Annotated in this window: 17 protein-coding genes and 1 pseudogene; 10 read left to right on the forward strand and 8 right to left on the reverse strand. The window is 72.4% G+C overall.

What is annotated here, in order from left to right; genetic code table 11:
- Positions 1–22: 22 nt before the first annotated feature.
- Positions 23–349 (forward strand): TcmI family type II polyketide cyclase, encoded by a 327-nt coding sequence (locus ABT078_RS07330; protein WP_351224772.1) that lies wholly within the window; start codon positions 23–25, stop codon positions 347–349.
- 103 nt (positions 350–452) lie between these two features.
- Here the strand turns inward: ABT078_RS07330 and ABT078_RS07335 are convergent, their stop codons facing one another.
- The 5 genes from ABT078_RS07335 to ABT078_RS07355 all read right to left on the reverse strand — a co-directional run bounded on the left by ABT078_RS07335 (position 453) and on the right by ABT078_RS07355 (position 5,288).
- Positions 453–1,499 carry a methyltransferase gene (locus ABT078_RS07335; protein WP_351224774.1) on the reverse strand — a complete coding sequence of 349 codons (1,047 nt, stop codon included), beginning with the start codon at positions 1,497–1,499 and terminating at the stop codon, positions 453–455.
- Positions 1,500–1,547: 48 nt separating this feature from the next.
- Positions 1,548–2,627, reverse strand: a complete 1,080-nt coding sequence (locus ABT078_RS07340) for a right-handed parallel beta-helix repeat-containing protein (protein WP_351224776.1) — start codon at positions 2,625–2,627, stop codon at positions 1,548–1,550.
- Between the two features lie 102 nt (positions 2,628–2,729).
- The gene (locus ABT078_RS07345; protein ID WP_351224778.1) at positions 2,730–3,839 is read right to left on the reverse strand and encodes a hypothetical protein; all 1,110 of its coding nucleotides are present in this window, start codon (positions 3,837–3,839) and stop codon (positions 2,730–2,732) included.
- Positions 3,840–3,940: 101 nt separating this feature from the next.
- Positions 3,941–4,270, reverse strand: coding sequence for a hypothetical protein (locus tag ABT078_RS07350; protein WP_351224780.1), 330 nt, complete (start codon positions 4,268–4,270; stop codon positions 3,941–3,943).
- 100 nt (positions 4,271–4,370) lie between these two features.
- The gene (locus ABT078_RS07355; RefSeq protein WP_351224782.1) at positions 4,371–5,288 is read right to left on the reverse strand and encodes a UbiA family prenyltransferase; all 918 of its coding nucleotides are present in this window, start codon (positions 5,286–5,288) and stop codon (positions 4,371–4,373) included.
- Positions 5,289–5,365: 77 nt separating this feature from the next.
- On the opposite strand from ABT078_RS07355, the gene ABT078_RS07360 reads away from it, so the two are divergent.
- The 5 genes from ABT078_RS07360 (at position 5,366) to ABT078_RS07380 (ending at position 8,733) form a co-directional block, all read left to right on the forward strand.
- On the forward strand, positions 5,366–6,427 hold the full coding sequence (locus tag ABT078_RS07360; RefSeq protein WP_351224784.1) for a type III polyketide synthase: 1,062 nt from the start codon (positions 5,366–5,368) through the stop codon (positions 6,425–6,427).
- Positions 6,428–6,435: 8 nt separating this feature from the next.
- A complete protein-coding gene (locus tag ABT078_RS07365; protein WP_351225069.1) occupies positions 6,436–6,987 on the forward strand; it encodes an isoprenylcysteine carboxyl methyltransferase family protein in 552 nt (183 codons plus the stop codon).
- Positions 6,984–8,009: an NAD(P)/FAD-dependent oxidoreductase gene (locus ABT078_RS07370; RefSeq protein ID WP_351224786.1), complete on the forward strand. Its 1,026-nt coding sequence runs from the start codon at positions 6,984–6,986 to the stop codon at positions 8,007–8,009. The genes ABT078_RS07365 and ABT078_RS07370 overlap by 4 nt, the downstream gene beginning before the upstream one ends.
- Positions 8,010–8,092: 83 nt before the next feature.
- On the forward strand, positions 8,093–8,416 hold the full coding sequence (locus ABT078_RS07375) for a plasmid stabilization protein (RefSeq protein WP_351224788.1): 324 nt from the start codon (positions 8,093–8,095) through the stop codon (positions 8,414–8,416).
- Between the two features lie 122 nt (positions 8,417–8,538).
- On the forward strand, positions 8,539–8,733 hold the full coding sequence (locus ABT078_RS07380; protein WP_351224790.1) for a hypothetical protein: 195 nt from the start codon (positions 8,539–8,541) through the stop codon (positions 8,731–8,733).
- Positions 8,734–8,825: 92 nt separating this feature from the next.
- Here the strand turns inward: ABT078_RS07380 and ABT078_RS07385 are convergent, their stop codons facing one another.
- Together ABT078_RS07385 and ABT078_RS07390 are read right to left on the reverse strand one after the other, a co-directional pair.
- Positions 8,826–9,629, reverse strand: coding sequence for a VOC family protein (locus ABT078_RS07385; protein ID WP_351224792.1), 804 nt, complete (start codon positions 9,627–9,629; stop codon positions 8,826–8,828).
- 96 nt (positions 9,630–9,725) lie between these two features.
- Positions 9,726–9,998, reverse strand: a complete 273-nt coding sequence (locus ABT078_RS07390; protein ID WP_351224794.1) for a ribosomal protein L7/L12 — start codon at positions 9,996–9,998, stop codon at positions 9,726–9,728.
- A 278-nt stretch (positions 9,999–10,276) separates the two neighbouring features.
- On the opposite strand from ABT078_RS07390, the pseudogene ABT078_RS07395 reads away from it, so the two are divergent.
- The 4 genes and pseudogenes from ABT078_RS07395 to ABT078_RS07410 form a co-directional block, all read left to right on the forward strand.
- Positions 10,277–11,431, forward strand: a pseudogene (locus ABT078_RS07395) (alpha-L-fucosidase); the annotation flags it as partial.
- A gap of 56 nt (positions 11,432–11,487) precedes the next feature.
- A complete protein-coding gene (locus tag ABT078_RS07400; protein WP_351225083.1) occupies positions 11,488–11,637 on the forward strand; it encodes a hypothetical protein in 150 nt (49 codons plus the stop codon).
- A complete protein-coding gene (locus tag ABT078_RS07405; protein ID WP_351225085.1) occupies positions 11,634–11,990 on the forward strand; it encodes a hypothetical protein in 357 nt (118 codons plus the stop codon). The genes ABT078_RS07400 and ABT078_RS07405 overlap by 4 nt, the downstream gene beginning before the upstream one ends.
- A 186-nt stretch (positions 11,991–12,176) precedes the next feature.
- A complete protein-coding gene (locus ABT078_RS07410) occupies positions 12,177–14,618 on the forward strand; it encodes a SpoIIE family protein phosphatase (RefSeq protein WP_351224796.1) in 2,442 nt (813 codons plus the stop codon).
- Between the two features lie 435 nt (positions 14,619–15,053).
- On the opposite strand, the gene ABT078_RS07415 is transcribed toward ABT078_RS07410, so the two are convergent.
- A complete protein-coding gene (locus ABT078_RS07415) occupies positions 15,054–15,932 on the reverse strand; it encodes a (2Fe-2S)-binding protein (RefSeq protein WP_351224798.1) in 879 nt (292 codons plus the stop codon).
- Between the last annotated feature and the right edge of the window lie 168 nt (positions 15,933–16,100).

Raw genomic sequence — 16,100 nt, forward strand, 5'->3', positions numbered from 1 at the left:
CCGACCGAAGGGACTCCCCCTGATGCACCAGGCTCTGATCGTCGCCCGAATGGCACCGGACTCGGCCTCGGACATCGCGAAGGTGTTCGCGGCCTCCGACCGGGGCGAACTACCGGGCCTCGTCGGGGTGACCCGGCGTACGCTCTTCCAGTTCGGCGACGTGTACATGCACCTGATCGAGGCCGACCGGCCGCCCGGACCCGCGGTCGCCAAGGTGGCGGACCACCCGGAGTTCCGGGACATCAGCGACAAGCTCTCCGCGTTTGTGAGCGCCTACGACCCGCAGACGTGGCGGAGCCCGAAGGACGCGATGGCCCAGGAGTTCTACCGCTGGGAGCGCGGCGCGTGATCCGTCGCCCGGCGTGACCGCCTACGACGAGTCGCCGGCCCCGCGCGAGGAACGCGGAGCCGGCGAGGGGGACGGGGGACGGGGGACGGGAAGACCCCGCCCGTCAGGCGGGGGTGATGCTCTCGAACGCGTGCAGATACGCGTTGACGGGACGGACGTCGCCGACGATGAGACCGGCTTCCGACATCCGGCCGACCATGCTCTCCGTGGTGTGCTTCGCGCCACCGACGTTGAGGAGCAGGAGCAGGTCCATCGAGGTGGTGAACTTCATCGACGGGGTGTCGTCGACGAGGTTCTCGATGACCACCACCCTGGATCCCGGCCGGGCCGCCTGGACGACGTTGCGCAGGGTCCTGCGCGTGCTCTCGTCGTCCCACTCCAGAATGTTCTTGATGATGTAGACGTCGGCATCGACGGGGATGGCCTCCCGGCAGTCGCCGGGGACGATCGTGACACGGTCGGCGAGCGAGCCGCCGTCGCGCAGCCGGGGGTCGGCGTTGGCCACCACGCGGGGGAGGTCGAGCAGGGTCCCGCGCATGTGGCTGTGCTTCTCCAGCAGGCTTGCCAGGACGTGCCCCTGACCGCCGCCGATGTCGGCGACCGTCGACACCCCGGTGAGGTCGAGGAGTTCGGCGACGTCACGTGCCGACTGCATGCTGGACGTGGTCATCGCCTGGTTGAAGACATGGGCCGATTCGGGCGCGTCCTCGTGCAGGTACTGGAAGAACCCCTTTCCGTACAGCCGGTCGAAGACGCTCTTCCCCGACCGCACCGCCTCGTCGAGGAGCGGCCAGGCGTCCCAGGTCCAGGGCTCGGTGCACCAGAGGGAGATGTACTTCAGGCTCTGCGGGTCGTCCTCGCGCAGCATCCTGGACATCTCGGTGTGCGCGAACCGGCCGTCGGCCCGCTCCTCGAAGATCCCGTAGCAGGACAGGGCGCGCAGCATCCGCCGCAGCGCCCGCGGGTCGGTCCGCACGGCGGCCGCCAGTTCCTCCGCGGTGGCCGGGGCTTCCCCGAGCGCGTCGGCGACGCCGAGCCTGGCCGCGGCACGCACGGCGGCGGCGCAGGCCGCCCCGAACACGAGCTCCCGCAGCCGCATGGACGGCGGAGTGGCCGCCTCCTGCGGAGTGGTGGTGCTTACGGTGGTCATACCGCCTCGTTTCTCATGGTGTGGGGGGACCGGGCGTGCGGGCCCGTGTCAGCACATGCCCGCGGGCTCGGACACGCTGCAGAAGTTGCCGCCGAAGGCGTTGCCTTCGCCGGTGTCCCGGTTGGCGAGGTCGGGCGAGCTGTTGAGCACCAGCGCGTTGTGCCTGATGACGTTGCGGGTGTTGGGAGAGCCGACGATGCTCTTGAAGAGCACGATGCCGCCGGCGAAGGGCGACGTGCCGGAGTGGCCCCAGACCACGTTGCGCTCGATGACCGTCTTCTCGACGCCGGTGAGGACGATCCCGGCGCCCTGGATCTGCGGCAGCCGGGCGGTCTTCGGGCAGAACTTGTTGTTCTGGCCGACCTGGTTGCGCCGCACGGACAGGGCACCGGTCCGCGGCACGCCCTCGTCGCCGACGACGAACACGCCGGCGCAGTTCCCGCGGATGGCGTTGTACTCGACGACGAGGTTCCTGAGCCGCCTGATGGTGACCCCGATCCTGTTGCCCTCGAGGCGGTTCCCGGTGACCAGAGCGCCCCGGGTGTCCTGGGCACCGGCCTCGGTGTCGGTCGTGTTCGACAGGAAGATGCCGGACTCGGCGTTGCCCCAGGCCGTGTTGCCCCGGAACTCCCCGCTGGTGGAACGCTCCTGGGCGATGCCCCAGTTGCCGTTCCGCTCGGATGTCACGTCCAGCACGCGCAACCGGTCGGTGCGCGAGGCCCAGATGCCGTTTTTCTTGAACGCCCGCACCGTCAGGGACTCGATCCGCACGTTGCCGACGTGCTTCGCGTCCGTCCCGGTCACACAGATCCCGTTGCCGGCCTTGGCGCAGGCGCCCCGGCCCGCGACGGCGCCCGGCTCGATGACGGTCCGCGGTCCAGCCCCGCGCAGAACCAGGCCCGGCTTGGTGACCGTCACGCTTCCGTAGTAGGTCCCGGGCGCGATGTCGACGACGGCGCCCGGCGCAGCGGCGTCCACCGCCGCCTGGATCGATTCCCCCGGACGGACGTCGTATGCGGACGCGCCATGGGCGTGCGCGGGCGAGGCCTGGGTGGGCGCGGCGGCGCCCACCCCCGAGGCCACCAGGAGGGCAACGCATCCGAGGTACATGATCTGTCGTTTCGTCATGAGCCGACGGTAGGACTCAAATGAGACGAATCGCCACATACCATGCGGTACCGGCGTACGTGTCGTGGGCGAGGCGGGCGGACGGCGCGACGCCCGCCTCGCTCACCAGTCCCCGTCCGCCACCGGTCGGCCGGGCTGTGGCGCGTCGCCGAGCGGTTTGATCTGGTGCACACCGGGCGGCACCCACGGGCTGTCGTCGTCGCCCAGCCAGTCGCCGACCGGCTTGACCCCGCTCAGCGGGTCAGCCGGCGCGAGGTCCGTGCCGTTCTCGTCGTAGTGGTCGAACCAGGGCAGCCCCGCCCGCGTGTACGCGGCGCGGTCGACGGGGGACGGCGGTGGCGCCTCACCGGTGATGCGCCGCCACTCGGGCGGGGTCACCAGATGGACGAACACCCGGCCGGAAGGCTCGTCGGCCCAGTCGGACAGGGGCCGGTCGTCCCGGTAGACCTCCTGCTTCATGGCGCCGCCCGCTCCCAGCCCCATCGCGGCGGCCACCGGGCGCGGCCCGCCCGGCGCGGGAGGCGCCGAGGGCGCGGCCATGGCCGCCGGGAATGCCGCCCCGTAGCCGCCGGACGGTGCGGGCGGTGCACCGGGCGCGGCCGCCGGCCCCCAGGGCGGCGGCGCGTGGACGGCTGCCCGCCTGGCGCGTTCCTCCCGCTCGGCGCGGACGTACTGCTCCTCGCGCCAGGCGTGCAGTGCGGACCCGGACAGTGCGTACGCCTGGAGCTGGATGCCGCCCCAGGTCTCCTCGCCCGTGACCTGACCCTCCACCGTGGCACCGAGCCCCAGCGGGACCGCGACGAACTGACGCACCGTCCCCCGGCCCGAGTTGATGCCGTCCAGCCACGGTTGCCGGGGCAGCACCACATAGTTCTGCGGCCGCCGGGCCAGCCTGCCGGTCCACCGCTCGCCGGAGACGGCGCACACCTTCCCGACGCCGACCTGGAGCGCGGCGGGTTCCTGGCTGCCCCCGAAGCTCAGCCACATCGCCTCCCGCAGATACACCGGCAGCATCACCCCGCCCCGTGCGAGCCACTGCGGCGGCACGGTGGCGGGGTGGTCCTCGACGCGCCGGACCGGGAAGTCACCGAGGCCCGGAGGCAGCGCATGCGTCCCGGACTCGGGCAGGCGCAGGGTGCGAACGAAGCGGACGCGCACACCACCGCCCAACAGCAGGCTCGTGCCGTCGATCCGTACGGCATTCGTGGCCATGGCGGACTCCCCCTCTTCTTCGGCTTCCTGTTCGCCGGTACCACGACCGGGCGCCCGTCGCGGTTCCCGGGTCCGCCACCCCCACCGGCACTTCGAACGGCTCACGGTGTGCTGGTGATCCAGCGCTGGACCGTCGCGTTCGTCCTGTCGTCGAGCAGACAGAGAGCCTCGATGGCCTCGAGATCGCCGGGCAGCGGCGGAATGCCCGCAGTGGTGAGAGCGGCGTGCAGATCGAGGCGCCGCCTGTCCATCGGGCTCAGTTGCATGGGCACCCGCCTCTCCGGGGCAGGGGCGGCCAGCAGAAAGTCGCCGGCACCGGAACCGCGGTAGGGGTCGACCGTCGAACCCGTCTCCGGCGCCGTCGCTGTGACCGTCGCCGTGGCCCGGTCGGTCGTCATCGTCGAGAATGCGGAATCCTGCCAAGCAGCCATGAGAGCCTCCTCGATTGGTGTCTCCGGCGGGTAGGAGTCGCGCACGGCCCGGTCCAGTTGCGGACGGGCCGGCTTACCACCCGGACGGCCGTATGGCGGCTCACCCGAGTTCGGCGCCACGCAGCAGGAGTTGGGTGACATCGATACCGGCGATGCCCATCGTGGCCAGGAACGGAACCCGTCCACCGGCCCTGCCGGAAGGGCGGGCCACGGCGACGACGCACAGCAGCGTCGTGACCGCAGCCACCGCCCGGCCCGAGGCGGAGACCGGTCCCGCGGGCGCGAACACCAGGACGAGGGAGGCGGCGAGGACGAGGAAGGCCGCCACCGGCCCCGACCGTCTTCCGCCGAGCCGCTGCGGCAGGCCGTTCACGCCCGCCGCGAGGTCGTGGTCGATGTCCGGCAGCACGTTGGCGAAGTGGGCACCCGTACCGAGCAGCGCGGCGGCGGTCGTCAGCCACAGCGGCGGCCAGGGAGCCCCGGCCAGACCGAGCGTGACGAAGGCGGGAAGGAGACCGAATGCGAGCGCGTACGGCACCCAGGACGCGATCGTACGTTTCAGCCGGAGGTTGTACGCCCAGGCCGCAGCCACGCTCACGAGATGGACGCAGCCCGCGAGCAGTCCGCAGGCCAGCGACAGCGGTACGCAGACGGCCAGGGCCGCCCCCGCGGCCGTGGCCACCGCCCGGGGCGAGGTCAGACCCGTGGTGAGCGGCTTGTCCGCGCGCCGGGCCGTACGGTCACGCACCAGGTCGGCCCGGTCGTTGCACCATCCGATCGACAACTGCCCGGCGGCCACCGCGCACACCGTCGTCGCACCGTCGAGGAGGTCGTGTCCACCGACGGCTGCGACCAGCGCCGCGGTGAGGACGGTGACCGCCGCGGCGGGCGCCGGGTGGCACGCCGCGAGCAGGCCCCTCACCGGCCGTCCCGGCGAGGCGCACGGCACCGTGGCCGGCGCAGCCGGGGCATCGGGGCTGTCGTGCGGGTCGCTGCGGGCAGTCCTGCTCGGCGTCACGTCCCCACGCTAAGTGACGACGCGCCCGGCATGTCTAATTTCATCATGTTGTGTCAGAACCTTTCTATGTTGGGTCGATGACACGTGTCCTGGCGGTGAGTACCGTGTTCCCGCCCCACCGCTATCCCCAGGCGGACATCACGGATGCGCTCGCCCGTTGTCTGCCGTCGGGATCGGATTCCGGTCTGTTGCGCCGCGTCCACTCCTCCGTCCAGGTCGACACACGGCATCTCGCCCTCCCGCTCGACGACTACGGGCAGCTGGGCGGCTTCGGCCGGTCCAACAACGCCTACCTGGAGGCGGCGTTCGACCTCGGCGTCAAGGCTCTCGAACTCGCCCTCACCGAGGCCGGCATGACCGCCGACGAGATCGACCTGGTGGTGTCCACGTCCGTGACCGGTGTCGCCACGCCGTCCCTGGAGGCCCGGCTGGCCGCCACCGTCGGGTTGCGCCGCGACGTCAGGCGCGTCCCCCTCTTCGGCCTGGGCTGCGCCGGTGGTGCCGCGGGGGTTGCGCGCGTCCACGACTACCTCACCGGCCGGCCGGACCAGGTCGCGCTGCTGCTCTCGGCCGAATTGTGCTCGCTCACGCTGCAGCCGTCGGACACCTCGATGGCGAACCTGGTGGCCGGCGCGCTCTTCGGTGACGGAGCCGCGGCTCTGCTGGCCGTCGGCAGGGACCATCCGCGCCACGGTGACGCATCCGGCCCCCTGGTCGTCGACAGCCGCAGCCGCCTGTATCCGGGCACGGAGCATCTCCTCGGCTGGGACGTCGGCGAGTGGGGCTTCCGCATGGTGCTCGGCAGCGACCTGCCCGACGTGATCAGGCTGAACGTGTGCGAGGAGATCATGTCCTTCCTGCGCGGGCACGATCTCAAGCCGCTGGACCTCGGGGCCTGGGTCTGCCACCCGGGCGGGCCGAAGGTCCTCGACGTCCTGGCCGACGGCCTCGGACTGCCCTGGCAGGCCTTCGAGCGGAGCCGTCGCTCGCTGGCCCAGGCCGGAAACCTCTCCTCGGCGTCCGTCCTGCACGTGCTGCGCGACACCCTGACCGCCGGGCCGCCGGAACCCGGGTCCGCCGGGCTGCTGCTCGCGTTCGGGCCCGGCGTCTCCTCCGAACTCGTACTGCTGCGCTGGTGACGTCGCCCATGGGTACGTACGCGGCATTCCTCGTCCTCGTCCTGCTGGTCGCGGGGGAACGGCTGGCAGAGCTCGTCGTGGCACGCCGCAACTCCGTGTGGAGCCGGCTGCGCGGCGGCCGGGAGTACGGACGCGGCCACTACCCGGCAATGATCGCCCTGCACACCGGACTGTTGCTCGGGTGTGTCGTCGAACCATGGGCCGCGGACCGCCCGTTCATCCCCCTGCTGGGCTGGACGATGCTGGCGCTGGCCGTCGCCGCACAGGCGCTGCGCTGGTGGTGCATCGCCGCCCTGGGTCCACGCTGGAACACCCGGGTCGTGGTCGTCCCGGATCTGCCGCTGGTCACGACCGGTCCGTACCGGTGGCCGTGGCTCGGACACCCCAACTACCTGGCCGTGGTCCTGGAAGGGCTGGCACTGCCGCTGGTGCACACGGCCTGGACGACCGCGCTCTGCTTCACCGCACTGAACCTGGCGCTGCTCACCGTACGGGTCCGCTGCGAGGAGAGGGCCCTGGCCGCCGGCCGGACCGTGCGCATGTCGGGCGCGGTGCGGTGATCGATCTGCTCGTCGCCGGCGGCGGCCCGGCCGGTCTGGCCACGGCCATCCACGGCGCACTGTCCGGACTCGAGGTCGTCATCGCCGAACCGCGCCCCACGCCCGTCGACAAGGCGTGCGGCGAGGGCCTGATGCCGGGGGCCGTGCGGGCCCTGGGCGAACTCGGCGTCACGGTCGCCGGCAGGCCGTTCCACGGCATCCGTTACGTGGACGGCGTCACCGGACGCACGGCCGAGGCGTGCTTCCGTGAAGGCCATGGACTAGGTGTGCGACGCACCGGTCTGCATGCGGCACTCGCCGGGCGAGCCGACGAGCTGGGCGTGCGGACGGTGCCGCGGCGCCTCGGCCCGGTGCGGCAGGACGGGCGCGGCGTGACGGCCGGCGGGCTGACGGCCCGTTATCTCGTCGCCGCCGACGGTCTGCACTCCCCCACCCGGCGCGCGCTCGGCCTGTGCGCGCCTTCTGATCCTCACCGGACCGCGCGCTACGGGCTGCGCCGCCACTACACCGTGGAGCCGTGGAGCGACCTCGTGGAGGTCCACTGGTCGGCGCGCTCGGAGGCGTACGTCACGCCCCTCGCGCCCGGTCTCGTCGGCGTCGCCGTACTCACCTCGGACCGTGCACCGTTCGACGCGCAGCTGGCGCACTTCCCAATCCTGGCCGGACGGCTGCCCGCTGCCCCGGACAGCCCCGTGCGGGGCGCAGGGCCGCTGCGTCAGGGGGTACGGTCGCGCGTCGCGGGCCGGGTGCTGCTCGTCGGCGATGCCGCGGGCTACACCGACGCGCTGACCGGCGAGGGCCTCACGCTCGCGCTGACCGCCGCCGACGAGCTGGTCCGGTGTGTGCGGGCCGGCCGCCCCGAGGCCTACGAACGGGCCTGGCTCCGGCTCTCCCGCAGCTACCGGCTCCTCACCGGCTCGCTGCTCTGGGCCCGCGAGCGTCCGCTGCTCGCCCCGCACATCGTGCCGCTCGCCTCCCGGCTGCCCCGAGTGTTCAGGGAAGGTGTGAACCTGCTCGCCTGACGTCCGGATTTGCGGGCGCGCCCACCCCGGCGCAGGGTGGCACGGAGGACCTACGCATGGATCGGAAGTTCGAAGGAGTCACCATGCCCCGCGGATCGAGCCCCAAGCGGGAGCGCCAGTACGAACACATCAAGGAGAGCGCGGAGGAGCGCGGTGAGAGCCCGCGTCGGGCCGAGGAGGTCGCCGCCCGCACGGTGAACAGGGAGCGGGCCCGCTCGGGCGAGTCCCGCACCGCGAGCAGGACCTCCACCCAGGACATGTCCTCCTCGAAGCGCGGCGGTCAGCGCTCGGGCAAGGGATCCGAGGGCCCGACGTACGACCAGCTGTACGCGGAGGCCCAGCGCCGCGACATCCACGGCCGGTCTTCGATGAACAAGGCGGAACTCGAGCGGTCACTCGGCCACTGATCGGCGCGGACGAGGCCGCCGGTCTCGCTCGTACGGGGGACGGACGAGGGACGTACGAGTGATGGCGGCACGATCCGGGTAGCCGGGCGGCACGGACCGGAAGGCACGGAAAGGAGATCGCCATGAAGCGAGCCAGGCAGCACGGCAAGCCCGCTCCGCCGGCAGGCGAAGAGCTCAAGCGGGAGATCATGGACGCCGAGCTGGAGCTGACTCCGCCCGGGCTCCGCGGGCCCCGCGGGCTCCGCGGCGGGGCGGGCGAGGCCGTCACCACGGGGCTGCGGGCCCAGGAGAGGCGCACCGAGGAAAGCGACTGGTAGCGGACGCCCTGGCGCGGGGCGGGCCGCGGCGGGTTCCGCCGCTCCGGAGGGAGGCCGTGGCAGGGTCGCGGCCGCCCTCCGGACGGAGCCGCTCAGCCGGGGTGGGCGTACCGGCCGATTCGTTCCCTCACCCTGAAGAGGACTCCGTCCGGGTCACGCAGGGTGACCGATGAGCGCAGCCCGTCGGTGTCCACGGGCGGAACGACGCCACCGCCGAGCCGGGTGGCCACGGCCACGGCTTCGTCGAGGTCGCTCACCCAGAAGTGGACGTCCCAGCGCGGTCGCACATGGGGGTCGGGGGCCGCTTCCACCGCGCCGCCGTGCAGGCGTGCGACCTGCTCCCCCTCCTGTCGCAGGACGACGTACTCGTCCTCGTACGCGACCTGGCAGCTGCCTTCGCGGTCCGTGGCCCAGTCGAGGACCTCGGCGTAGAAGATGGCGGCGTCGAAGGCGTCCCTTGTGTGCAGCTCCAGCCAGGCCAGCGCCGTGTCGCGCCCCACGGTCCAGCCGGGGACCAGCTCCCCCTCCCAGACCCCGAAGATCGCTCCGTCGCGGTCCGCGGCGAGCACCGCGCGGCCGGTACCGAAGGAGAGCGGCCCGACCGCGACGGTGGCACAGCGCTCACTGATCCGCGTGGCCGCCACGTCGGCGTCGCCGACCGCGAAGTAGGGAGTCCAGGCCACGGGAACGGAATTTCCTGCCAGGGCGCCGATGCCGGCCACCGGGGCGCCCTGGTGGTACGCGACGGAGAACTCCTCACCGGGCGGGCAGGTGCGGAACTCCCATCCGAAGACTGCGCTGTAGAAACGCTGCGCCGAACCGATGTCAGGGGCCACCAGACTGACCCAGCACGGGGCGCCGACCAGCACGGCATTCGACGTCGACACGGCAGCCATCCCCATCCATCGCACTCGCAAAGCGGAACCGTCCCAAGGTACCGCCGCCCCAGCCCCGTCCGGCCGAGCCACCCGGCGAGGTGGCCGGCGTCGTGTCTACATCCGCTCGACCGCCTCCTTGGCCTCCTTCAGACCGGCGCCGGTGAGCTGTCGGTAGACCTTGATGGCCTCGATCTTCCTGCCTTCGCGCACGAGCCCGGCCACCCGGTCCAGTTCGGGGACGGTCTCGCGGATGCCCAGGTGGTCCAGCACCAGATCGACCTTGCGCTCGATCGCACCGATCCGGCGGTCCAGCCGGCTGATGCGGTTCTCAACGACCGCGCCCAGCAGGCCGATCACGGGGATGAGCAGATACACGGCTATGTCCATGTTCCACGATCGTAGCGACGTCCATGCCGCGCTCCGGTGCGTTCCGCGTCCGGCGAGGGATGTCGTCGACGCCCGGATCCCCGGCGCTTGAGCACGCCTTGCCCGTGGCGAGACACCGCCCTGGACGTGCCACGGCCACCGCGGGGTGAAAACCGACCAGTGATGGTGATCGGCCCCCACGCGTGGGACCCCGGTCCGGCACAGCGTCTGAGGGGTCGCGGACGGCGGATCCTCCGGGCCCACGACCTCCCGTACCCCTTCACCGAGGAACTGATCCCATGCCGATGCAGCCCTGGTTCCCCGATGCCAAGCTGGGCATCTTCATCCACTACGGCATCTACGCGGTGGACGGTGTTGCCGAGTCCTGGTCCTTCTATCGGGGCGACGTGCCGCACGAGCGGTACATGAAGCAGCTCGACGGCTTCACGGCGTCCGCGTACGACCCGAGGGCCTGGGCGGAGCTGTTCGCGCGCGCCGGGGCGAAGTACGCGGTGCTGACCGCCCGTCACCACGACGGCGTCGCTCTGTGGGACACCGCCCACGGCGACCTGAACGTGGTGCGGCGGACACCGGCCGGCCGGGACCTCCTCGGCGGTTACGCCGACGCGCTGCGCGAGCAGGGCCTCAAGGTCGGTCTCCACTACTCGCCCTCGGACTGGAACCACCCCGACTACGCGAGCGTGGTCCACACCGCCCCGCCCAACGAGGACGTAGGCACCAACCGTTTCGTGACGCCGAAGGACGGTGTCGAGGACCCGGATGCCTGGGCCCGGTATCTCGCCTGTCGCAACGCGCAGGTCGGCGAGCTGGTCGACCGTTTCCGCCCCGACCTGCTGTGGTTCGACGGCGAATGGGAGCGCAGCGAGGAGCAGTGGGGGATGCGTGAGCTCGCCGAGCTGATCCTCGCGGGGAATCCGGAGACCGTACTCAACGCGCGCATGCTGAGCCACGGCGACTACGCGACGCCCGAGCAGGGCGTTCCGCTGCTGCCGCCGGAGGGGCCGTGGGAGCTGTGCCTGACGGTCAACGACTCCTGAGGTTTCCAGCACCAGGACCACAACCACAAGTCGGTCCGCCGGCTGGTGCGTTACTTCACCGAGACGATCGGCATGGGCGGCAATCTGCTGCTCGACGCCGGACCGCGCGAGGACGGCACGATCCCGGCGGAGCAGGCCGCGCGCCTCGAGGGCCTCGGGGCCTGGATCGCCGGCCACGCGGAGGCCGTGTACGGCACGGTCGCCGGGCTCCCGGCCGGGCACCACTACGGTCCGAGCACCCTGTCCGCCGACCGCCGCACGCTGTTCCTGGTCTGCTTCGACGCCCCGCGTGAGTCGGTCTCGCTGCGCGGCCTGCGCAACCAGGTCAAGCGCGTGAGCGTGGCGGGCACGGGTACGGAACTGGCGCACCGCGTCGTCGGCGGGCCCGGCATCTCGCGCTCGAGGATCCCGGACCGGCCACCGCCCGCCCGCTGCTCGGCGCCGACGAGGCGGTGTGGGAGGAGGTGCTCGCGGACGCCGACACGGTGTGGCAACGAGTGCCGCGGACCTGGTACGAGGGCCCCTTCCTCGGCAATGCCCTGCTCGGCTCCGGCATCCACGCCGAACCGGGTGCCAGCGGCGTGCGGTTCACCGCGGGGTGATCCGGGTCTTCCCCGCGATCCCCGGCGCCTGGCAGGACCTCACGGTGCACGACTTCCGGACCCCGGGCGCCTTCCTGCTCAGCGCCGTACGCCGGGGCGGCCGGACCCGCTGGGTCCGGCTGTGCAGCGAGGCCGGAGCGCCATGCGTGGTCGAGCGGACCTCGCTGGGCGGCAGCCGTGGTGGACGGCCGGGGCGGCCGCTGCCCCGGACCGGCCTGGGCGGCGGCAGGATCGGCATTTGGCCCGAACGCGGGGGTGAGGCACTGATCCACCCCGAAGGGGCGACGCCGGACCTCACCGTCACGGCCGTCCGGCACCCCGACCCGGGCACGCGCTGGGGTCTCCTCGTCTGAACGGGCGGGCCGGCGCACACCCTGCGCCGGCCCATGGCCTCAGCCCCTACCCTCCCAGTAGGGTCTTCGCCGACCCGCTGAGCTCGTCGCCGTCCGTTCCTGACTCGCCCCCGGGGTCCAAGGCGCGACAGCATGGGGGTAGGTCGGTCGACGGTGGCTGCCCGGGCAGAGAGGTGGTTACGGACTGTGACCAGGCCAGGCTTTGCGTTCTGCGGGGCTGAGCTGGCCGCTGTCTACGTCCTCGCCGAAGGCGGCAAAGAGCTTCATCTCGCCGAGCTGGCCGGAGGCAGGGGCGTGCTGTACGGGCTGCCGGCGATCCTTGCCGTGGAAGGCCACTCCCCTGCCGCGGAGGCCTTCCGCGTCGGCACCCCGCTGTGGCTGACTCCCGATGAGCTCGCCGCGTACGTGGAGAGCGACCCCCACCACTTCGCGGGCCGGGTTCTCCGGCAGAGTTCGGCGACCGAGGCCAAGATCTCGCTGGGCGCCCTGCCGCTGGGGCACGGCCCCAAGGAGCTGGGCTGCCTGATCGTCGCCGGAGAGGTCCCCGACGGGTTCAGCCCCGACCGCCGCAGCCTTCTGGAGCTCTACGCCGATCAGGTGGCCGCGGGGCTCGAATCGGTGGCCGGGCTCCCGGAGCGGGCGGTGGCGACACCACGGCCGCCGCTCGGGCACTCGCTGATGCCGGTCCAGGGCGGCGCCTTCATCCTCGAGCTGCGCACCGGCCGCATGGAGGCGCACGCGCACGTGCTGGATCTGCTCGGCATTGCTCCTGAGGACTTCGACGGGCGTGTGGAGAGCCTGCTCGCCTGCGCCGCACCGGACGACATGCCCGCGCTGATGGCGATCGTGGAGCCGGACCGGCTGTCCGCCGACGGGCAGCAGCTGGCGTTCCGCATCCGCCGGCCCAACGGCGAGCTGCGGTGGCTGGGACTGCGGTGTCGCGTGGGGCTGGACGCCGACGGCGAGCCGGAGCGCGTGCTCGGCGTGGTCGCCGACGCCTCCTACCTGCGCCCCAGCGCCGACGAGGTCTCCGTCGTGCAGCGGCTGTCCGCCAGGCTGGCCGGTGCCACGACCATCCGCGACGTCAGCCAGGTGGTGGTCGCCTCGCTGCGCGAGCCGCTCAACGCCAGCCGCGTCGCGGTCGCGGAACTGGAGGGCGACCGGCTCGTGGTCACCTTCCTGGACCCCCCGGAGCCCGACGCCTGGCCGGTGTGGCGGTCCGAATGGCGGTCCGAATGGCCGGAAAGCTCCACCCACGACCTGCCCACCCTGCAGAGTGCGCTGCGCGAAGGCCATGTGAGCCTGTGGCCCCCGGGGGCGAACCTCGAACCCGGCCTCGCGGGCATCGGACCCGGTGGTCTCGCGGTGCTGCCGCTGCCGGCCGACGGCCGGATGGTCGGGGTGTGCATGGTCGGCTGGGACGAGGAGCACCTGTTCGGGCCCGAGGAGCGGTCGCTGCTGACCGCGACGGCCGCTCTCGTCGGGCAGGCCCTGACGCGCGCCCATGCGCTCAACGCCGGTCACGAACTGGCCAGGATGCTCCAGCGCAGCCTGCTGCCCCGCAAGCTCCCGGAGCTGCCCGGAGGGGAGGCCGTGGCACGGTATCTGCCGGCGACGGTGGGGCTCGCCGTGGGCGGCGACTGGTACGACGTCATACCGCTCGGCGACGCCCATGTGGCGCTCGTGATCGGCGACGTGCAGGGCCACAGCGCCGGAGCCGCGACCATCATGGGCCAGATGCGCACGGCCGTCAGGGCCTACGCGGTGGAGGGCCATCCGCCCGATGTCGTGGTCTCCCGGGCCAATCTGCTGCTCGTCGGCATGGAGACCGATCTGTTCGCCACCTGCCTCTACGTGGACCTGGACATGGAGGAGGGCATCGCCCGGCTCGTAAGGGCCGGGCATCTGCCTCCGATCGTCCGCCACCCCGACGGCACCACCGAGGAACTACCGGTCGAGGGCGGCCCCCCACTGGGCGTGCTCGCCAACGCGGAGTTCCCCATGACCGAGGCCGGCCTGGTGCCCGGCACCATCCTCGCGCTGCTGACGGACGGTCTGGTGGAGTCGTCGACCCTCCACCTGGAGGACGGCCTGCGCCGCGTGTGCGACGTGCTCAGCGCGGTCGACCCGAGCGATTCCGGTCGGGTGGCCGACGAACTGCTCGGCGGCGTGCCGCGGCGCGACGACGACGTGGCTTTGCTGCTGCTGCGCTACGACGGCACCCGTATCCGGCCGATGCGGACCCACTGGACGGTGTGGCGGCTGCCCAACGCCGTTCAGCACGCCCGCCGCTTCACCGCGCGCACGCTGCGCTCGTGGCACGTGGTGGACGAACTCGACGCCGCCCTGCTCGTGGTGTCCGAACTGGTCACCAACGCCATCGCGCACACGCAGGGAGAGGTGCGGCTGGACCTGACCCTGTCCGCGGACCGCCTGCGGATCGCCGTGAACGACACGTCGCCCCGCACTCCCGTCAAGCCGGCGGACGTCGACTGGAAGTCGACCGGTGGCCGTGGCCTGCTCATCGTCGAGGCGACGACGGCGTCCTGGGGTTCCGTGCCGCTCAGTGGCGGCAAACAGGTGTGGGCCGAGATCCCGCTGGCCGCACAAGAACGGCAGTCGAGGTGAACAGCGGGCCGGCGAGGTGGCATCCGGGGACCCGACGCGTACCTGGGCAGGCTCCTGGTCCGGGCGGCCGTTGTGCGCGCGGGAGTCTCGACGGGCGTCCCCTGGGGCGTCCGTCGCCGCGTCGGCGGCGCTCCACCGCTGCCGGATGTGGGCCGCCTGCCGGGTGAGGGCCGCCACCAGCTCGCCGGTGCTGCGTGCTGCGGTGGTTCGCAGCACCGCGACGCTGATCTCGCGGGCGAGCGGCGGGGACGAAGCCCACCGCAGGCGCCACCGGCCGCCGCTCCTGCCGGACGCGGATGCAGCCCATGTACACCGTCGAGTTCGCGTCGGCGTCGCGTCGGCGTCGGCCAGGAGCCGCGCAGACCTGGAACACGCGGCCGCGATGCGGCGCAGGAGTCCAACGGCAGGGGCGCACAGTCCACGTCCGCCCGAGCGTCACGGGGACGCCGCGCCGGTCTCCGCGTCACCCTCGAGACGGCGCAGCCGCTCGGCGTCGCAGGTCCGGGGGCAGGTGGCGCACGCCTCGGCCGGGCGGATCGTGTAGTACAGGCAGCAGCCGAGGCGCGTACGGGTCGGGTACGACTGTCCGTCACGGCCCGCGAGGCGGCGGAAGTCCGCGCCACCCGGGAACGGCCCCACGGGCCCCGGCAGCACCTCACCGGCAGCCCGTACGCCCTGCTCCTCCTGCCCGAGCATCCGGCCGAGGTACCAGATGCCGGAGACCAGATCGTCTCCCACCATGCCCCACAACGCCCGTGGCCCGCGCCGCACCCGGGGGCCGATGGCGGACAGCAACGGCCGTACGTGGTCGGCGACCGCCGCGCGCAACTCGGCCCGCAGCGCATCCTCGTGCGCCAGCACGCGTGCGCCGGGCAGTGCGGCGGCCGGATCGTCGGGCAGGCACGCGAACCCGCCGGGCACGACGGCGAACTCCCCCGTCGTCAGGCTGACCCTGACGTCCTGCGGACGGATCCGCGGCACGCGCCGTTCGAGGTACCAGGGGCCGCTCATCAGGAGACAGACGGACCAGAGGTAGTCGTGCAGCGCCCGGGAGGCGACGACGTCGGGCCGGGCGGTGTGCGTGTGCCGGTCCTGGATGCGCAGTGCCTCGGAGTCGAGACAGGCGTCGAGGAGGTCCGGACGGAACGCCAGTTCCGCCCCGTCGGCCCACCCTTGGCCGGCCGGCGCGCCCGGCTCCGCGATGTCCGCCTGCCACGCCGGGCAGATCGCGGTGAGCCGTCGATAGCCCGAGGCGAGCAGGGCAGGGCAGCTGACGGCGGGTCCGGCCGATGGGCATGCCGGGGCCATGGTCACGGGGCGCTCCTGAACAACAGCGAACACGAGAGAGGTAAGGCTCACCTTAACCACACGAAGATCCATCCGAGTCAACCGGGGTCGTGTCGCCGCGAATTGACAGGGTTAGGTGTGCCTAACCTAGGCTCTCGCCTCGTGTTCCCGACGTCTGGGGCCACGCGACTCCCT

The sequence above is a fragment of the Streptomyces sp. NPDC002133 genome, assembly GCF_040296405.1.
GTDB lineage: Bacteria > Actinomycetota > Actinomycetes > Streptomycetales > Streptomycetaceae > Streptomyces.

Bases quoted from the DNA above. Each gene is read 5' to 3' on its own strand.
- ABT078_RS07345 (WP_351224778.1), bottom strand. From the start codon at position 3,839: ATGGCCACGAATGCCGTACGGATCGACGGCACGAGCCTGCTGTTGGGC.
- ABT078_RS07385 (WP_351224792.1), bottom strand. From the start codon at position 9,629: ATGGCTGCCGTGTCGACGTCGAATGCCGTGCTGGTCGGCGCCCCGTGC.
- ABT078_RS07330 (WP_351224772.1), top strand. From the start codon at position 23: ATGCACCAGGCTCTGATCGTCGCCCGAATGGCACCGGACTCGGCCTCG.
- ABT078_RS07380 (WP_351224790.1), top strand. From the start codon at position 8,539: ATGAAGCGAGCCAGGCAGCACGGCAAGCCCGCTCCGCCGGCAGGCGAA.
- ABT078_RS07365 (WP_351225069.1), top strand. From the start codon at position 6,436: ATGGGTACGTACGCGGCATTCCTCGTCCTCGTCCTGCTGGTCGCGGGG.
- ABT078_RS07360 (WP_351224784.1), top strand. From the start codon at position 5,366: ATGACACGTGTCCTGGCGGTGAGTACCGTGTTCCCGCCCCACCGCTAT.
- ABT078_RS07350 (WP_351224780.1), bottom strand. From the start codon at position 4,270: ATGGCTGCTTGGCAGGATTCCGCATTCTCGACGATGACGACCGACCGG.
- ABT078_RS07340 (WP_351224776.1), bottom strand. From the start codon at position 2,627: ATGACGAAACGACAGATCATGTACCTCGGATGCGTTGCCCTCCTGGTG.
- ABT078_RS07375 (WP_351224788.1), top strand. From the start codon at position 8,093: ATGCCCCGCGGATCGAGCCCCAAGCGGGAGCGCCAGTACGAACACATC.
- ABT078_RS07390 (WP_351224794.1), bottom strand. From the start codon at position 9,998: ATGGACATAGCCGTGTATCTGCTCATCCCCGTGATCGGCCTGCTGGGC.
- ABT078_RS07335 (WP_351224774.1), bottom strand. From the start codon at position 1,499: ATGACCACCGTAAGCACCACCACTCCGCAGGAGGCGGCCACTCCGCCG.